This window comes from Lichenibacterium dinghuense, assembly GCF_021730615.1.
Classification (GTDB): domain Bacteria; phylum Pseudomonadota; class Alphaproteobacteria; order Rhizobiales; family Beijerinckiaceae; genus Lichenihabitans; species Lichenihabitans dinghuensis.
In genome coordinates this window covers 3478893-3493200 of the sequence record NZ_JAJLMN010000001.1, presented here as the reverse complement: position 1 = coordinate 3493200, position 14308 = coordinate 3478893, and the positions used below count along the sequence as shown (strand labels likewise).

25 protein-coding genes are annotated in these 14308 nt (G+C 66.4%); 15 read left to right on the top strand and 10 right to left on the bottom strand.

Annotation, left to right across the window (positions count from 1 at the left end; genetic code table 11):
• Nucleotides 1-182: 182 nt before the first annotated feature.
• The 3 genes from L7N97_RS16695 to L7N97_RS16685 all read right to left on the bottom strand — a co-directional run bounded on the left by L7N97_RS16695 (nucleotide 183) and on the right by L7N97_RS16685 (nucleotide 1964).
• Nucleotides 183-380 (bottom strand): helix-turn-helix domain-containing protein, encoded by a 198-nt coding sequence (locus tag L7N97_RS16695; RefSeq protein WP_237479428.1) that lies wholly within the window; start codon nucleotides 378-380, stop codon nucleotides 183-185.
• 115 nt (nucleotides 381-495) lie between these two features.
• On the bottom strand, nucleotides 496-1473 hold the full coding sequence (locus L7N97_RS16690; protein ID WP_237479427.1) for a hypothetical protein: 978 nt from the start codon (nucleotides 1471-1473) through the stop codon (nucleotides 496-498).
• Nucleotides 1474-1640: 167 nt separating this feature from the next.
• A complete protein-coding gene (locus L7N97_RS16685; RefSeq protein ID WP_237479426.1) occupies nucleotides 1641-1964 on the bottom strand; it encodes a hypothetical protein in 324 nt (107 codons plus the stop codon).
• A gap of 129 nt (nucleotides 1965-2093) precedes the next feature.
• Between L7N97_RS16685 and L7N97_RS16680 the strand changes: the two genes are divergently transcribed.
• Complete coding sequence (locus L7N97_RS16680) at nucleotides 2094-2384, top strand: hypothetical protein (protein WP_237479425.1); 291 nt, start codon at nucleotides 2094-2096, stop codon at nucleotides 2382-2384.
• A 128-nt stretch (nucleotides 2385-2512) separates the two neighbouring features.
• Here L7N97_RS16680 and L7N97_RS16675 read toward each other — a convergent pair whose 3' ends face one another.
• The 3 genes from L7N97_RS16675 to L7N97_RS16665 all read right to left on the bottom strand — a co-directional run bounded on the left by L7N97_RS16675 (nucleotide 2513) and on the right by L7N97_RS16665 (nucleotide 3739).
• On the bottom strand, nucleotides 2513-3040 hold the full coding sequence (locus L7N97_RS16675) for a hypothetical protein (RefSeq protein ID WP_237479424.1): 528 nt from the start codon (nucleotides 3038-3040) through the stop codon (nucleotides 2513-2515).
• A gap of 52 nt (nucleotides 3041-3092) precedes the next feature.
• A complete protein-coding gene (locus L7N97_RS16670; protein ID WP_237479423.1) occupies nucleotides 3093-3311 on the bottom strand; it encodes a hypothetical protein in 219 nt (72 codons plus the stop codon).
• Between the two features lie 65 nt (nucleotides 3312-3376).
• Entirely contained in the window at nucleotides 3377-3739 is a 363-nt protein-coding gene (locus L7N97_RS16665) for a hypothetical protein (protein ID WP_237479422.1), read from the bottom strand.
• Between the two features lie 355 nt (nucleotides 3740-4094).
• Here L7N97_RS16665 and L7N97_RS16655 point away from each other — a divergent pair, with 355 nt between their 5' ends.
• The 13 genes from L7N97_RS16655 to L7N97_RS16595 all read left to right on the top strand — a co-directional run bounded on the left by L7N97_RS16655 (nucleotide 4095) and on the right by L7N97_RS16595 (nucleotide 10532).
• Entirely contained in the window at nucleotides 4095-4544 is a 450-nt protein-coding gene (locus tag L7N97_RS16655; RefSeq protein ID WP_237479420.1) for a helix-turn-helix domain-containing protein, read from the top strand.
• A 2-nt stretch (nucleotides 4545-4546) separates the two neighbouring features.
• Nucleotides 4547-4762: a hypothetical protein gene (locus L7N97_RS16650; RefSeq protein WP_237479419.1), complete on the top strand. Its 216-nt coding sequence runs from the start codon at nucleotides 4547-4549 to the stop codon at nucleotides 4760-4762.
• Entirely contained in the window at nucleotides 4759-5265 is a 507-nt protein-coding gene (locus tag L7N97_RS16645; RefSeq protein ID WP_237479418.1) for a hypothetical protein, read from the top strand. Before L7N97_RS16650 ends, L7N97_RS16645 begins: the two co-directional genes overlap by 4 nt.
• Before the next feature lie 548 nt (nucleotides 5266-5813).
• Complete coding sequence (locus L7N97_RS16640) at nucleotides 5814-6041, top strand: hypothetical protein (RefSeq protein ID WP_237479417.1); 228 nt, start codon at nucleotides 5814-5816, stop codon at nucleotides 6039-6041.
• A gap of 417 nt (nucleotides 6042-6458) precedes the next feature.
• Nucleotides 6459-6704: a helix-turn-helix domain-containing protein gene (locus L7N97_RS16635; protein WP_237479416.1), complete on the top strand. Its 246-nt coding sequence runs from the start codon at nucleotides 6459-6461 to the stop codon at nucleotides 6702-6704.
• A complete protein-coding gene (locus L7N97_RS16630) occupies nucleotides 6701-6988 on the top strand; it encodes a hypothetical protein (RefSeq protein ID WP_237479415.1) in 288 nt (95 codons plus the stop codon). The genes L7N97_RS16635 and L7N97_RS16630 overlap by 4 nt, the downstream gene beginning before the upstream one ends.
• A gap of 358 nt (nucleotides 6989-7346) precedes the next feature.
• Complete coding sequence (locus L7N97_RS16625) at nucleotides 7347-7628, top strand: helix-turn-helix domain-containing protein (protein ID WP_237479414.1); 282 nt, start codon at nucleotides 7347-7349, stop codon at nucleotides 7626-7628.
• Nucleotides 7629-7634: 6 nt separating this feature from the next.
• On the top strand, nucleotides 7635-7904 hold the full coding sequence (locus L7N97_RS16620) for a hypothetical protein (protein WP_237479413.1): 270 nt from the start codon (nucleotides 7635-7637) through the stop codon (nucleotides 7902-7904).
• A gap of 89 nt (nucleotides 7905-7993) precedes the next feature.
• Complete coding sequence (locus tag L7N97_RS16615) at nucleotides 7994-8155, top strand: hypothetical protein (protein WP_237479412.1); 162 nt, start codon at nucleotides 7994-7996, stop codon at nucleotides 8153-8155.
• A gap of 89 nt (nucleotides 8156-8244) precedes the next feature.
• Entirely contained in the window at nucleotides 8245-8535 is a 291-nt protein-coding gene (locus L7N97_RS16610) for a hypothetical protein (RefSeq protein WP_237479411.1), read from the top strand.
• A 74-nt stretch (nucleotides 8536-8609) separates the two neighbouring features.
• The gene (locus L7N97_RS16605) at nucleotides 8610-8825 is read left to right on the top strand and encodes a hypothetical protein (RefSeq protein WP_237479410.1); all 216 of its coding nucleotides are present in this window, start codon (nucleotides 8610-8612) and stop codon (nucleotides 8823-8825) included.
• Between the two features lie 169 nt (nucleotides 8826-8994).
• Entirely contained in the window at nucleotides 8995-9774 is a 780-nt protein-coding gene (locus L7N97_RS16600; protein ID WP_237479409.1) for a bestrophin-like domain, read from the top strand.
• 548 nt (nucleotides 9775-10322) lie between these two features.
• Complete coding sequence (locus L7N97_RS16595; RefSeq protein ID WP_237479408.1) at nucleotides 10323-10532, top strand: hypothetical protein; 210 nt, start codon at nucleotides 10323-10325, stop codon at nucleotides 10530-10532.
• A 404-nt stretch (nucleotides 10533-10936) separates the two neighbouring features.
• Here the strand turns inward: L7N97_RS16595 and L7N97_RS16590 are convergent, their stop codons facing one another.
• Nucleotides 10937-11632, bottom strand: coding sequence for a hypothetical protein (locus L7N97_RS16590; protein ID WP_237479407.1), 696 nt, complete (start codon nucleotides 11630-11632; stop codon nucleotides 10937-10939).
• A 177-nt stretch (nucleotides 11633-11809) separates the two neighbouring features.
• Here L7N97_RS16590 and L7N97_RS16585 point away from each other — a divergent pair, with 177 nt between their 5' ends.
• Nucleotides 11810-12112, top strand: a complete 303-nt coding sequence (locus tag L7N97_RS16585; protein WP_237479406.1) for an SWIB/MDM2 domain-containing protein — start codon at nucleotides 11810-11812, stop codon at nucleotides 12110-12112.
• Between the two features lie 265 nt (nucleotides 12113-12377).
• Here L7N97_RS16585 and L7N97_RS16580 read toward each other — a convergent pair whose 3' ends face one another.
• Genes L7N97_RS16580 through L7N97_RS16570 form a run of 3 tightly spaced genes read right to left on the bottom strand, consistent with a single transcriptional unit; the run spans nucleotide 12378 to nucleotide 14269 of the window.
• Entirely contained in the window at nucleotides 12378-12881 is a 504-nt protein-coding gene (locus tag L7N97_RS16580) for a hypothetical protein (RefSeq protein WP_237479405.1), read from the bottom strand.
• Nucleotides 12882-12887: 6 nt separating this feature from the next.
• Complete coding sequence (locus L7N97_RS16575; RefSeq protein WP_237479404.1) at nucleotides 12888-13232, bottom strand: STAS-like domain-containing protein; 345 nt, start codon at nucleotides 13230-13232, stop codon at nucleotides 12888-12890.
• An 11-nt stretch (nucleotides 13233-13243) separates the two neighbouring features.
• On the bottom strand, nucleotides 13244-14269 hold the full coding sequence (locus tag L7N97_RS16570) for a hypothetical protein (RefSeq protein ID WP_237479403.1): 1026 nt from the start codon (nucleotides 14267-14269) through the stop codon (nucleotides 13244-13246).
• Between the last annotated feature and the right edge of the window lie 39 nt (nucleotides 14270-14308).

Here is a 14308-nt window from a genome sequence, read left to right as displayed (position 1 = left end):
CGTGCGGGCTCGACTGAGGGATGACGATCCCGGAAGGATGTTGCGAAAAAACGGGCAAAATTTGCGCTCCAGAGATGAAGCGCGGCGCTTGGCGAATGGGCCGAGATGCGGTAAATGGAAGTTGCGAGCATCCTATACCGAATTTCGAGCCCCCGCCGGCATGCCGCGCGGGGTTTCGTTTGTTAGGCGGCCTGACCGAACTTCGGCAGACTCGCCATCATGCGGTCGATGGACGCCCGCGAGATCACAAGGCGCTTGCCGAGCTTGCGGCCTTCCAGCTCGCCGGCCTTGAGCTTGTTGTAGATGGAAGAGCGGCTCAAGGCCGAGTAACTTTTGGCACCATGGATGTCGAACCAGGCCTGTTCGGGCTTATCGCTCATCGTTTACCTCGTGCACGCCGCCATAGATCGTGGCGGACTGTGGTGGACGCACTCAGAGGTGACCGAAAAGGAAGCTCAAGGCGAAGGAGTTAAAGGGAGCCGAAGGGAGTGAAATTCAGCGACAGTTTCGATCCTCGCCCTTCCGCATACCCCGCTCGATGCGCTTGGACCTGGACTCTACCGATCCCGAACCGGCGGCCCGCCGCCCAACAGCTTCCAGAACGGTTTTACGAGGTTCACCACCGTTGATGCGTTGAAGCGCCTCGCTGATGAGAGGAGCATCCTGCTTGGCGAAACTCCCAGATCCGGGTGGGCGACCTCGTGAACGAAAACCCGTGGCTATGGCAGGCGCCGGCTCTTGTTCGATGCTTTCGCTAAAATGGAGCTTCAGACCATCAAGCGTCCATTTCCAACGCAAGACATCTGCCGCGACAATGACGGGATTCTCGTAGGCCGGCACGCCATCTCGCCGCAGTTCGTCAAAGCAACGTGTCTCTCCGTCGACTGTTTTCCAGGACAAGCGCGCCCATTCCACCGCGGGAATCTCTTGAGCCAACGCGCCATCGTCGCGCCGGGCTCGAACCTCACCACGGATCAGCGCTCGCCGGAGTACGGCACTCGCCTGCGCGAAGCTCATGAGGTGCCCTGGACGGCAGGCATCCCGCACGGTGCACCCTTGCCAGACCGCGAAGCTCGCCACGGCGAGCAGCGCGCTCCTGGGGTCCTGTGTCATGATCCAGCAGCAAGCTACCTGCCACGGCCAAGCATCGTTTCGAAGTGCAGTCGCATCCGCTTCGGTGATGAAGCTCGCGAAATTGCCCAAGACAGGGCCGAGTTCGGCTTCTATTTGCAGCTCGGCATCGAAGGGCTTGAGAGGTGGTCGCTGCTGATCATCGATCACTAGATCCATGATCTGCCGTCGCCTCAGGAAGGGCTCCGGTCGACTCCTCGCGTCCCGCTGCTCGGCCTGTATGTCGGCGAAGGTAAGCCCTGTCCCAGGCGGGGCGTCATCCGGCACTCGCCGCAAGATGCCTTTGGCATCCCGGAACATGCGTGGACGCTGGCGCTCTGGCGCCTCTTCATTATCGGTCATCGCCGCTCCCCAGCGGCCCCGCGAAGGCGGACGCGGAAGCGAGGCGGGGAACCTCGCGTGTCGGCCCGTCGACCTATCCGCGTCCTTCTCGAATGCCGCCGCAAGCGCGACGGCTGATCCTATGAGGCTACGCTCGACGGTGGAGCGAGGCGAGTCGAGCCGAATGGTCATCTCGAATCCTCCGCCGTCATGGTGATCTCGGCCGCGAGCTCGTCGACCTGCCGCGTCAGATCGGCCAAGCCCTGCCTAAGCACGGCGACGCGCTGCGCCAGCGTCAACGGTTCTGCCACGGTGACGGCCGGTCCCCGTCCTCGCCAGTCCGAGAAGCGCTGTCGGAGATCGTCCAGCGTCGCGGCCGACCATGCCCCTGCCCTGCCGTACCAGGCCTCGCGCACACGCCAGTCGTCCGGTTCATAGCCGAGGTGCCGCGCGGCTTGCCGGATCTGCGCCGCCACGGTCTTGCCCACCACGTCGTCGGCGGCCCGGCGCACGATGTTCCTGGCCTCGGCCGCGACGGCGCTCGATGCGTCCCCACCAGCCGTGGCGTGCCTCCCACCAGCCGTGGCGCGCCTGCGTCGCCGATCCTGCGATGCTGCCAGCACCAGAGGCAGGAGGACGACATGGCAGACGAGAACGACAGCGAAGAATTGGCGGCGATGTGGACCGTGCGCCTGAGCGACGTGGAACGGCTGCTTCCCGATGACGACGACGACGAGGGGCTCTGGGCCGTCGAGTTCGAGCTGAACGGGCCAGGCGTGAACGGGTCCCTCACCGCGTTGGTCGGTCGGTCGGTCAACGAGGACGACATCATTCCACGGGCGAGAGAGATGCTGCAGGACGGGTTGCGCCGATGGCTGCGAGTGCTGACGGCTCGGTCCGGCGCCGAGCAGGTTAAGCCGAAGCCGGAGTGACGCGGCGTCGATCAAGGCGTCTCTGTCGGCGACAGCGAGCCGGAGCCGGGCGCAGAGAACACGTCCGAGCACGTACAGTGTTCGATCGCGGCGAAGCGGCGTCCTATCAGCACGTAGGGAGGGCGCGATCACGCCGATGCCCCGAGCGCGGCAGCGTCGCGCACCGCCGACAGGACGAGGTCGCCGTAGCGCTCCAACAGGCCTGCGCGGGCCGTTGGATCCGTCCCGAGCACAGCGAGCACGGCCGCGGCCTTTGCTGCCAGCTCGGCCGACGTGCGGGCGGGCAGCTCGGCAAGCCGGGTCGCGGCTCGATTGAGGCGGGCCTGGGCTCGATCCTGCCGCCCGCGCAACGTCGGCAGGCCGAGGCGCTCGGCCTCGGCGACCTCCTGCTCTGGCGTAGCGTCGAGCGGGATCGCGTCTTCGGCGGTGGCGACTTTGTCCGCAAGATCGGTCAGGCGGGCCGCCAGCGCTGGGACGGAGGCAGCGACGTCGAGCAACGCGGTGCGGGCGAGCTGCGCGTCAGCAGCCGGGGCCGCAGAAGCGCCGCCGGTAGCGAGCCCGAGAGCTGCAGCACCGGCGCCGCCGATCGCATCGCGGCGGGTGAGGCGGGCCTTCACAGGCGAGGCGAGAGTGCTGACGGAGGCGCGAGTGTTCATGGTGTAGATCCTGAGGCAGTGCGGGATGACGTGAGGGGGCAGAAGCGTCGGGTCAGACAGTCGGCTGCGGGCTGAGAGCGTCAGCGACGCGGCGCGCCATGGCGCCGAGCGAGCGCCAGGGGTCGAGCGGGGCCGCGGGGGCGGGGTCGACGTCGACAGGCCCGAAGATCGCAGCGCGGCGCGCGAGGGCATCTCGCAGGTTCGGCAGGGGCGCCGGGGCCGGGAGCCGCGGCAGAGGAGCGGACGCGAGGGGTCGGTCACGCAAGAGCATGGTCGAATTCTCCACTGGATTTGTAGATGAATGGTGGTGGGCCGGAGCGGTTCAGGGCGTACGGATCACAACCGCATCCCGAGCGCGGCAGCGCGAGCGTCGATTGCGGCGACTTCGGCCACCATGCGGCGGGAGCTGTCGATCATGAGGGCGGCGGTGCGCTCGGCCAGGATGGCGGCGTGCGAGGCCGGGAGGGCAGCAGCAGCGCGGTCGCGCTCGTGGCACCAGCGCTGGGCGCGAGCGGTCTCCCAAGCCGAGGACAGCGCAGCCTTGAGCGCAATCTTGTAGCGGCGGACTCGGCCGCGCCGCGCCGCATCGGCGACCTCGTCACGAGCGAGGGAGTGGGCCAGATCCATGATGGCGCTGGTGTCGTAGCGGCCGGCTGCGGTGAGGAGGTGTGGTCGGGGTGGGGTGCGGGTGGAGGACATTTCGTTGACCTCAGTTCGCTGCTGTGCGAAACCTGAGGTATTATATGCGGCCTCAGGGCTCGTCAATGCCTCAGGCATCATATTATGCCAGAGGGATCGAAAAAGGATGATCCGTGCTGACAAGCGAGTTGATCCGAGCAGCGCGTGCGCTACTGCGATGGGAGCAAAAAACCCTCGCGGAAGCATCGGCGGTGTCGCTACCGACCATTAAGCGTCTTGAGGGGAAGCCGGGCCCACTTGGTGCGCACCAGCCAACTGAGAACGCTCTCCGCTCTGCCCTCGAAGCCGCTGGCGTCGAGTTCATCCCGGAGAACGGCGGCGGGGCGGGGGTGCGGCTGCGGAAGGTCGAGAGCTGATGGCTCGTGCACCCCGGCCTGAGGCGGCCGTCGTCGAGGCGAAGCCTGCCGCTCCCGAACGCATCAAGCGCACCGGGCGCAATCCGGAGTTCGAGGTAGACCTTGGCGCCCGCATTCGCGCCACTCGCCTAGCCGCCCACATGAGTCAGGGCGCCCTCGGCGCGGCCGTTGGCATCAGCTTCCAGCAAATTCAGAAGTACGAACTCGGCAAGGATCGCGTCGCCGCCAGCACTCTACAGGGCATCGCGGCAGTCCTGGGCGTCCATCCCGGATCATTCTTCGGCAGCGAAGGGCCGGCGCCGGCTGGCGGAGTTTCGAAGGTCCGCGAGGCCATGGCGGTCGCAGCCGACTGGCAGCGCATCAAGAACCCGGAAACCAGGAGAGGGCTTGCGAAGCTTATCGCGACACTCGCAGGAGAGAGCGAAGCCGGGCACGAGAGCGAGGACTGACGATGCGCCGTCCCCATGTCTTCGAGCGCTCGGCACCGCGAGCCCGGCGCGACGTCGAGCAGGAGGGCGGTGCCGACTACGTCCCCGCCGCCCGCGCTGCCATCGCCGCCCTGCCGGCGCTGTTGCGGGAAGCCGAGGCGGCCGGCGCCGTGACGTTGGCTCGCCACCTCGGGCAGGCGCTCACCGAGGCCGAGGGGATCGTGAGGCGGGCGCCATGATCTCCGCCGCCGACTATCACCGCGTCGTCGTGCTGCCCTCCCTCGCGGATTTCTGCGCCCGCAACGGAGACCTCCGGCTCGCCATGCACGCCGCGATCTCGCTGACCCACGCCATCGACTACGTGTTCCAGAACCGGGGACCGGACCCGAAGACGGCCGGCGAGGCCGCTGAGGTCTACCGGCGTGATCTCGTTGGGCGCTGCTTCTCGTTTCGTGTGGTCGAAGGGTTCGCGATGGCGTCGAAGCACTGCACGTTGAACCGGAGGGATCTCAGGGGCTTCTCGTCGAGCCAGCAAGCCGAGTTCTATCCTGCATACTGGGGGACGGCGAGATGGGGTAGGACCTTCTGGGGCGACAAGGTAGGCGGCATCTGCATCCGCTGGCTGGACCATGGGTGGGTCAACCTCACCGAAGCGCTGCGGGGAGCCTGCGCCATTCTGGAGACCGAACTCCCCGAGTTGACAGCCTCGCCAGAACCGCCACGGCCGGCGAACGCACCGTGACGCCCTCCCCCGATCTCTCGATCCTCCGCCACCTCGCCAGCCGCACCCACGCGGGCGCGGCCTTGCGAAATGGTAGGAAGCGCTCCATTATCCTCTCAGGGCCAAGCGCCCTCCGGCCGAGCGTTCCATTTCACGACGCGCTCACTACCGGCTTCGCAACGCGTGACGCGATCATGCTTCGGCGATGATCGAACGATCTGGGCGTCCTGTCCGGGTTGACCGTTACTTTGCGAGGTCGCATGTGCAATCGTCTTCCATCCTTCTCTTCCCTTTCTGCCATGTCGCAGCGAGACGCTGACATCGCGTTGTGGCCCTACAAGCGCGATCTTCTTGCTCAGCTCGACGATGACGGAGTCCACTATAGTCATCCTGGCCGCGCCTATCACCGGGGGCTCACCCGTCGCAAGCTTGCCAGGATTGCCGCGTTCGAGCGGCGTCTCGGCATCTCAGTGTGAATAGCTGAACTCGAAAAGCACCCCCTTCCCGGCCAGTGGTGATGACCTTCGGCCACGGAAGGAGCGACCAGCATTCAGCGGCGAGGATGGCGCGTGATCTCCTCCCCCGAACTCACCATCCTGCGCCACCTCGCCGCCCGCACCACCGCCAGCGCGACGGAGATCGGCACCGCCTGCGCCATGTCGCCCGGCGAGGTCCGCGGCCGCCTCGTCATGCTGGAGACCATGCGGCTCATCGCCGGCCGGCACGAGGCGCTCCTCGTCCTGCCGACGCGAGTGTTCGTGGTGACCGGTGAGGAAAAACGAAAGGTGGAGTCCTGACGTCACACCTCTCGCCATAGCGCAATGAATGCCGCAGTGCAGGCGCCGACCAAAGCCATGCACATCACGCAATTGAAGCCATCGCCCATCGCCCAACCCTCTCTCCTGAAACAGAGACGCGGCGACCTCGTAATGGTTGCGTTCAAGCTGTCTGTGCCGTAGCTGGCCCTGACTTGTCAGGGATCATAGCGTGGCTACATCAACACCTGATCTTGATGTGCTGTCCTGGCTCGCCAGCAACGAGCATGCTACGGCGTCGGAGGTCGGTCATGCGTCGGGCATTGCCCTACCGAAGGTTCGTGACAGGCTACGCCACCTGGAGAGGCAGAAGTTCGTCACCGGAAGGCCGAACGGTGCGGTGCCACCCAATCGGGTCTACGCGATCACGGATGAAGGGCGGCGGATGGTCCAATTCTCATGATCCCGACAGGCTCACAGATCCGGTCGGGACGCGAGTTGCTCGGCATGTCTCAAGATGACCTCGCCATCGCTGCTAACGTCGGGCTCGCGCTGGTGATCCGCGCCGAGATGGCGGCTCATCTCCCACAGATCACGCGGAAGGACTCGACGGCCATCCAGGGCGTGCTTGAGGCGGGAGGCGTGGAATTCGTCCAGCGGGATGGCGGGGTCGGCGTGCAGATGCGGAAAGCCGATCAACCGTGACAGCTTTCTACCGCGACAAGCTCATCGAGGCCGTGCGCGCTCTGGCCGACCACGGCGATCTCAACATGCGCCTGACGCATGCCGCGGGGTGCCTGCTCCAGATCGACGATGATGACGTGCCCGCGGGCATGCTGGGCGAGTTCGAGCGCGTCCGGGACCCGCTGATCGAGCAGCCCATGGTGGCGAAGGGCGAGATGCTGCCGCGAGAGTTCGAAGCGTCGAAGGCCAGGGCAGCAGCTCAGGACATCGTGAGCTTGCTCGTGGCGGAGATGACGAAGCCATGATACGCACCCGCGGCGGCCGCCTCCTCGCCTGCCACCATGAGGCCGGCCACGCGGTCGCGCGCTGGCGGCGAAAGGTCGACAGCGATGGCATCTACCGCTTTGGCTTCGTGCTCGCGATGCTGTTCGCGCCGACGGTCGCGAAAGCAGGCGAGCCCTCGCCGCGGCCATGTCCATCGCTCGTTAAGCCTGGGATACCGTCAGACGAGATCGGGTCGACACCCCTGTTCCGACCTCATTCACACGGAGCGACGGTGATCCCACCGTGGCTGTCCCAGATGTTGCAGGCCGAGGCTGCGGCTCGGGAAAGACGCGATGCCCCACCCTCACCAAGGGCTAGGTATCATCCAGGCTGTCTGGTGTGACCCCCTCCCCCGAACTGGCCATCCTCCGCCACCTCGCCACCCGCACCACCGCCAGCGCGACGGAGATCGGCGCCGCCTGCGCGATGTCGCCCGGCGAGGTCCGCGGCCGCCTCGTCATGCTGGAGAGCCAGCGCCTCATCGCCGGCCGCCCCGGCAAGGCCGCGGGCGAGAGAACGCCCCGCCGCGTCTACGTCATCACCGCCGAAGGCCGGCGCGCGGCCGGGGATCACACGCCGGCTCCGACCCGTTCGGGCCAAACGCTCAGTCCAGGGAGGTGATGACGCATGGCACGTCACAAGATGGAACTGCGGCACCTAGAAACGGCGGACCGCCACCTTGCCGAAGGCGCCGAGCGGATTGGCAAGCAGGAAGCGCTCGTCGCCCGTCTGGACCAGGATGGGCACGACACGGCGGAGGCGCTCCGCCTACTTGAGCAACTGAGGAGCCTGCAGGAGCAGAGCATCGCGCATCGGCAACACATCCTCGAAGCGCTCGCCGAACCGGGAGACGGAGTTACGATCAGGACCAGCGACGCGAGGTCGACGACGGTGTGACCGCCCCGCCGACACTCACGGCCGCCCAGGTCCGGCAGGCCCGCGCCCTGCTCCGGTAGTCCTCGCTGCGCCTCGCGAGGCAGTCCGGCGTGGCGTTCGACCTCGTGCTGAAAGCGCAGGGGGACGACGACGCCATGGCTGCCCTGCCCTTCTCCGACGGGTGGTCGCTCCGCTCGACCCTGGAGCGGGCCGGCGTGCGCTTTGCGTTCGAGGCCGAGGAGCGGCCGGCGTCGGAGATGGGCGGGACATGATGTCTGCGAGGTGATCCTGATCGAGGCGAACGCGATCTGTCGGTTGGCCGTCGCCGCTCTACGTCGTGCCGATCAGGCAGGAGCAGGCGATGTCGGATTACGTTTTGGCTGTGGGCACCCACGATCCGCACGGCTTCTCGGCGCAGGGTGAGGCGGACGCTGTCCGCTACGCGGTCGGCTACATCGAGGCTCGACATGCGGGCGAACTCACCGACCGGCCCGAGGAGGTCGCGACCCTCATGGGGCCGGACGGCCTCGTCACGCGCCCGAGCGAGCGCATCGATGAGTTCGTAAAGCGCGTGCCCGGCGACCATCCCGGCATCGACCCGACCGCGTTTCAGCCCGGCGACGCCAACACGCCGGACTGCAACGGGGACTGACTCCCTCGCCGAGGATCGGTGTCAGCGTGCCTCCCGTCGGTGTATACGGCTCGCGTAATGGAGCGGAGATCGTCGTGGCGGAGAGCGAACACCCTGCCGTGGAACTGCGCGGCTTCCGACCTGTCGACCTCGGCGACGATCAGATCCAACTGCGGTTCGACGCCCTCGCTGTTCCCGCCGGAGCCGTAGAGGTTGTGCCGACGCTCACCCTGTCGCGGGAAGACCTGGGCGACCTCGGCACCAAGCTGAAGCTGCTCGCGTCCGACCTGCCGATGGTCGACGGGGAATGACCGGTCATCTTCCGTGGCAGGGGCAGGCGTGAGACTGCGGATGGCTGAGCCGTAACCCTCACGGCGTTCCGACTCAGCAGGCGGCCGCTTATTCGACGACCCTCGCTACACCCACATCGCCTATTCCACAGGGCTCCTGCCCCTGTCTGCCCAAATTCACGAGGTCGGTTTGATCTTCGACTACGTCCAGTCGCTCAGCCTTGCGTCGCTGCTCGGCCTGCTCTTCATCGCCCTCGTCCTGGCCAGCGAGATCGGTCACCAACTCGGAAGGCGCTTCGGGCGTCCCTATCACCGCGACAAGGACGCCGCCACGCTTGCCACCGCAGCCTTCGCGCTTCTGGCCCTGCTGATCGCCTTTACCTACTCCATGGCGTTGATGCGCTACGACATGCGCCGCACCGTTGTGCTGGAGCAGGCGAACGCCTTACGCGACGCCGCTCGGGTCGCGCCCCTGCTGCCGAACGACGCCGGCCCGCCGATGGTGAACGACCTCCGCCGCGTCGCCGATCTCGCCATCGGCCTCGGGGTCCCCTACGACCCGAAGAAGTTCGACGCCGACGTGGCCGACATGACCGATGTGTCGACCCGGCTGTGGGGGCATCTCACCGCCACGGCGGCGGAGGCGCCGACCTCACTGCCCGTGTATCGCATGACCACGGCCCTGCAGGCTCTCGACGATGCCACCGAGCGGCGCGTCACCGCCCTGCGCAACCACGTGCCCATGACGGTCTACTGGATCCTGGTCGGCACGGCGCTGGTTGCGATGGCCTTCGCCGGTCACGGTGCCGGGTCTGCGGAGACAAGCCGGCGCGTGTCAGCCGCCATCATGGCCGCACTGCTCGCCTGTGTCATCACCGTCACGCTGGACCTGCAGCGGCCAGACCGCGGCACGGTCGAGATCCCCGTGACGCCGCTGCTCGACGCGCAGCGCGCGTTGGCGCCGAGATGACCGTCGCACTCGCCATCCTCCGCCACTTCACCGGCTACATGCACGACGCAGGCCTGCGGTCGTCGGGGGCACGATTTGCAACCCCGTACCGTCCTCCACGTTGGCGGACGCACAAGGGAGGAAGAAATGTGTGCCCTTCGAACAATGGTCATCGCGACCGCACTCGCCGCCTCCGTCTCGGCCGGCTCCGCTCAGAGCCTGACCAACGGCCCGAACGGAAACCAGCCGAACTCGCTCTCGTCGAATAACCCGGCCTCAGGGATCAACGCGAACAAGCCGAGCCGGGCCAGGACGCAGGGCTCAGGTGCCAGCCTCCTCCACGGCCACAAGCGCCACCAGCGCCACTGATCCGCATATCGGCATGGGTCGGCATGCTCCCGATCCACCCGGAATGTCACCCATGTCCGGATCGTAGTCGCCGCGCACGCCGCGCTGCTCGATCAAACGCCGGCTCTCTTGACCAGCAACGCCGCATCCCACGGCGGCCTGATGACGCGCGGCGTCCATGATCTGCAGCCGCGGGCGCGCGGCGGTGCTATCGGTGAGCCATGACCTCCTACGACGCTCCGCTCCGCGGCCCCTTCCACGATTGGTACGAGACCTGGCGCGCCCAGCAAGCCGACCGCCGCGAGGCTGCCGAGAAGGAGCGACGCGGGCACGAGCGGGACGACCGACGGATTGCGATGCTGCTGATCGCCTACATGGTCACGGGTGGCGCGCTGGCCGCCCTCGCCGTCGCGCTCGTGATGGCGCACTGAGGTGGGCTGCCGTCGCCGGTCCGTCCACCGCCCCCATCGATCGTTCCTCACCGTGACGGCGGCTGAGACCGCCTCAGACGTCCACACCCTCACCCGCCGGGTGGAGCGAGCCATTCAGGAGGCGGAGATCCTAGGCTTGCCAGATGTGCGGCACCGCCTCGACGAGGTGCTGGCGCTCGTGGTGCGGCATGCTACGGGGGACGAAATGATCGCCGGCGAGGCGCACGAGGTCGAATCTCTCGGCCAGCATGGGCCGACCGCATGAGGCTCGACGTCCAGCGGCGCACCGCCCTATCCCTGCGGCGCGGGCAACAGGACGCCACGCCGCGTCTACGCCATTACCGGTGAGAGGCGCCGGGAGGCGGGCATCAGCGTTGCACGGCGGACAGGTGCATGACGATCGTCTACTGCCCCGCCTCCAACGCCTTCGGCGGCCCACCACTGGACAGCACCCATCGCTCTCCGATCAGGCGCCACGTCGCCGAGGTCGCGGACCTGCGCCGGCCGACGGTCACCTTGTACTCGACCCGCAGCGTGTTGCTGGCTCCAGGCGGAATCACCCACGAGCCGGAGACGTCCGTGTTGGGCCCGCTATCTCCGACCGCGCCGGCGTCCGACGCCGATAGCGCGACGCGAGGTGAGGCCTCAACGTGCACCACACGCCCGGCATGGAACGCGTAGAAGTCGAGAAGCATGAGCGTGTGGCCCTGAAACGTGCCGCCGCTCTCGATCGCGATACCGTCGTCCTTCCCGATCCGAACGGGCGAAATATCGCCGGGGTAGCCCGAGGTCCCTGCCTGGCCGAAGTCGATGGCCTTGTTGACGAGCTTGAGCCCGCCGCCCGTCCGCGCCAGGAAGTAGGCCGAGAGCGATGCCGAGCAGCCGTGGCAGGCTTGTCCAGGCTCGTTGCCCATCGTCAGCAGCACGTCGGCGCTGCCGTATCGGAGCACCTGGAGCGGGTAGATGCAGGCGGCATCCTGCTGCGATGGCACCCCATAGTAGGGCTGGCCGAACACCTGCCGGACGGCGTCGGATAACTTGAAGTCGCCTTCCACATGCTGTCGGGCTGCCGCGCAGAAGTTGCGGATGCCCTGCGCCATGGCGGTGCTGGGCGAGGCAGCGCTCACAAAGGCAGAGAGGAGAGCGAGGGCGAGTCGGTAGCGCATGGGTTGCAGATTAGGCCCGCGTCCGCGTGAGTCGGAAGGGGGCGTTCAGCCTCCGCCATTGCCGATCGGCGTGGTGCGGTCTAAACGCCGCACCTCCACCGAGGACCCGCCATGCCGAAAGCTCCCAAGCCCGCCGTCCCTGACGCGATCGTGAAGACCCGCAAGGCCGGGCCCGGCCTGACGAAGCCCTACACACCCTCGACCGAACTTGCCGCGGTGGTCGGCCCTGGTCCGATGCCGCGGACAGAGGTGGTTGCCAAGGTGTGGGCCTACATCAGGGAGCACGGCCTGCAGGACCCAGCCAACAAGCAGGCCATCCTGGCGGACGACAAGCTGCGCGCCGTGTTCGGCCGGGACCGCTGCACCATGTTCGAGATGCAGGGTCTGCTCTCGCCGCACCTAACGGCGGTTTGAACGAAGTGTGCCGGTCGTATGGCTACCAACGTTCGTCTTCACGGGCGCGGCGCGGCCTCGACCGTGAGGCCGCGACCGCCTTTGGGCCTCGGGTCCGCGCCACCAGTGCGGCGGTTACGCTGAAACCCATGCGGCTCAACGCCGGCCAGCTCCCTGCCCTGCGTCTTCGTCACTACGGGTGAGGGGCGCAGGAAGACAGGGGTCAGTTCGCCGGTTCCATCTCCGACGCCAGTTCGTCTCAGGAGCAATCTCTAAATCCGTTCCATCAGCGGATGGGCATGTCGAGTTCTCGATTGCGATTGGCTGCGACGCGGTCGAACAAACCTCCAAGTGGGATGGTGTTCCGATGAGCAGCGCGGACGCTAGCAACGCAGGCTGCGGCCGACCTGCTCGCCTTCGCGACCTGTTCCGGAGAGGCTAAACGGTCGGCCTCGGAAAACTGGCCGCCGGTCAGAGCGTCGAGTAAGTCGGCCATCGCGCCGTCTACGGCGGGGCCGTCAGCACGCCATACCCGCGGTTTCCAGGTATCATAAGCGCCATCAACTAGAGCCTGAGCGGCCGACAGCTTAGCTTCCGCGACACGGAGCTTTTGGATGTCTACGGCGTCCTGACTCCAGTATTCGACTGCCTGTACGGAGGCGTCGACAATCGCCTTGCAGAGTTCGTCCGTCCTCGCCACGAACTCGTCCCGACGAAGCTTCCAAACGTTGAACACGGTCGAAAGTATGAAGCCGAAAGCGGCGCCGATTAGGCCGAAAAGCAGGCTCAAGGGCGCTCAACCTCGACGACGGCGCTCTTCGTCAATGTACCGATCCGCACGCACGCGGTGCGCAGCAAAACGAGGCGTCTCCGCCTCGATGCTGAGATGGTTCTGGACGTCGCGGAAGCTGAAGCCATTCCGAAGCAGCCCGGCAAACGCCTCGTCGAGGAAGGACGAGCCGTAGCCGGCCACGCCGTCAATCAGCACGTGAAGCCTGCCCCCGCCAGCGACAGCATTCCTTAAGGCGGGTGCGAGGATCTCCTCCCGGAACTGCTCCCCGCTGAAGCTGCCGTCGCGACGGTAGCGAGGGCCGGGATAACGGGAAAAGTCCTGGGCGACACTGATGGTCCTGTTTGGCATGTCGGCCACCTTCAGCGTAAGCGAAGCTTCCATTCCACCAGCGTGCCGTCGAGGGGTTGCGCCAAGCTGCGCGCTTGTGGTTTGGCCCCCGTCGTCCATACGAATTCCCCGTTCCTGCTCAGCACCCGCAATCGGCCCCAGGGCGCGCCCCGAGCGACCTCAAGCATCGTGTTCAGTCCCTTGCCATGTTGCGGCAGGCCCGTCGATGACCGAGCCACCGCCATGGCGAGACGTATTGCCATGCCATCGTATGTGGGGCTGTCCAGCGCCTCAATCACCCCCGCTCGCGCGGCGATCTTGGCCATCAAGCGCTCAAGCTTTCCGAATTGTTCCCAGCCGGGCAGGCTGGCTGGGATCGAGACGCCCTGATCGTAGGCTACGACGGTTACCTGGCCGGAACGGCTGTCGAAGGCTCCTGTGATCCACCAGCGTTTAAGCGGTGCGTGAGACCATCGGTGCCCGTCGGGGTATGCGTGATTGTGAGAATTGAGAATGGCTTCAAGGATGCCACCATAGGCGTTCGTATCGCGGAGGCGTTCTCCCTCGTCATCGGGCAGCATGGCCACTAGGGAGTTCTGGAGCCGATCGACCGAGACGCCATCCGCATTTTCTCCGGACAGGAACCTTAAGGTGCGGATCGGGCCATCGCTCACTTGTGGCAGGTCGCGTGCTTTGAGCTCCAGCAGCTCCTTGAATCCTAATTCCAGAAGCACGTCGCTGATGGCTGGGCGCCAACGCCGCTCATCGACGGTCGAGAGCTTAGTTCCGGTCATGTGCTTGCGCCGGTCGAAGATGGCGGCCAGGACAAGAGCAGCCGAGGTGCTGATCCGCCGCATGTTCGAGAAGTCGCTGTAGGCGCGATTGCCCGTACGCCTGAGCGCGGAGCGCTTTACCGAAGTGGCGCGATGGTCGTCAATGAAACGCTGTGCCTCACCGAGCATCTGAATGCGAAGTCGGCCGAGAAATCCCAGAGTCTCTTCGAGATTGTCTTCCAAGCAAAGAACCGCGGGCATAGGGAGGCGCTCTGTCGCCCACATGCGCCGCTCCGTCACGCCGTCGCTTACGACGACCCTGTG